Here is a 413-nt window from a genome sequence, read left to right on the forward strand (position 1 = left end):
GCCCGCCGCCGGACTGGTCCGGCTGGAGAAGCGCGGGCGGGCGGTGACCGGCTGGGCGGAGATCGAAGTCCGCCCGCTCCCCTCGGGGGGTACGGAGGTGCACTGGCGCGAGGACCTGCGCGTACGGGGCCTGCCGCGCCTGTTCGACCCGCTGACGGCCGCCGCGGGCCGCGTGCTGTTCACCCGCGCGCTGACCCGTCTCCTGTCCCCCGACGGCCGTCGGGGCCGCTAGCGGATCGGCATCCCGGAGAGCGTCCGAGCGATCACCAGCCGCTGGATCTCGCTGGTGCCCTCGAAGATCGTGTAGATCGCGCTGTCCCGGTGCATCCGCTCCACCGGGTACTCGCGGGTGAAGCCGTTGCCGCCGAGGATCTGGACGGCCTGCGCGGTGACCTTCTTGCACATCTCGCTCG

1 protein-coding gene and 1 pseudogene are annotated in these 413 nt (G+C 73.1%); one reads left to right on the forward strand and one right to left on the reverse strand.

Going from position 1 to position 413, the window contains the following annotated elements:
* A pseudogene (locus G3I71_RS48750) lies at positions 1-232 on the forward strand (SRPBCC family protein); the annotation flags it as partial.
* Here the strand turns inward: G3I71_RS48750 and G3I71_RS48755 are convergent.
* Positions 229-413, reverse strand: a 185-nt coding sequence (locus G3I71_RS48755) for an acyl-CoA dehydrogenase family protein (protein ID WP_275409464.1), incomplete at its 5' end; no start/stop codon positions are given. The pseudogene G3I71_RS48750 and the gene G3I71_RS48755 sit on opposite strands and share 4 nt — an antisense overlap.

It is taken from the genome of Streptomyces sp. SID12501, from assembly GCF_010550245.1.
Classification (GTDB): domain Bacteria; phylum Actinomycetota; class Actinomycetes; order Streptomycetales; family Streptomycetaceae; genus Streptomyces.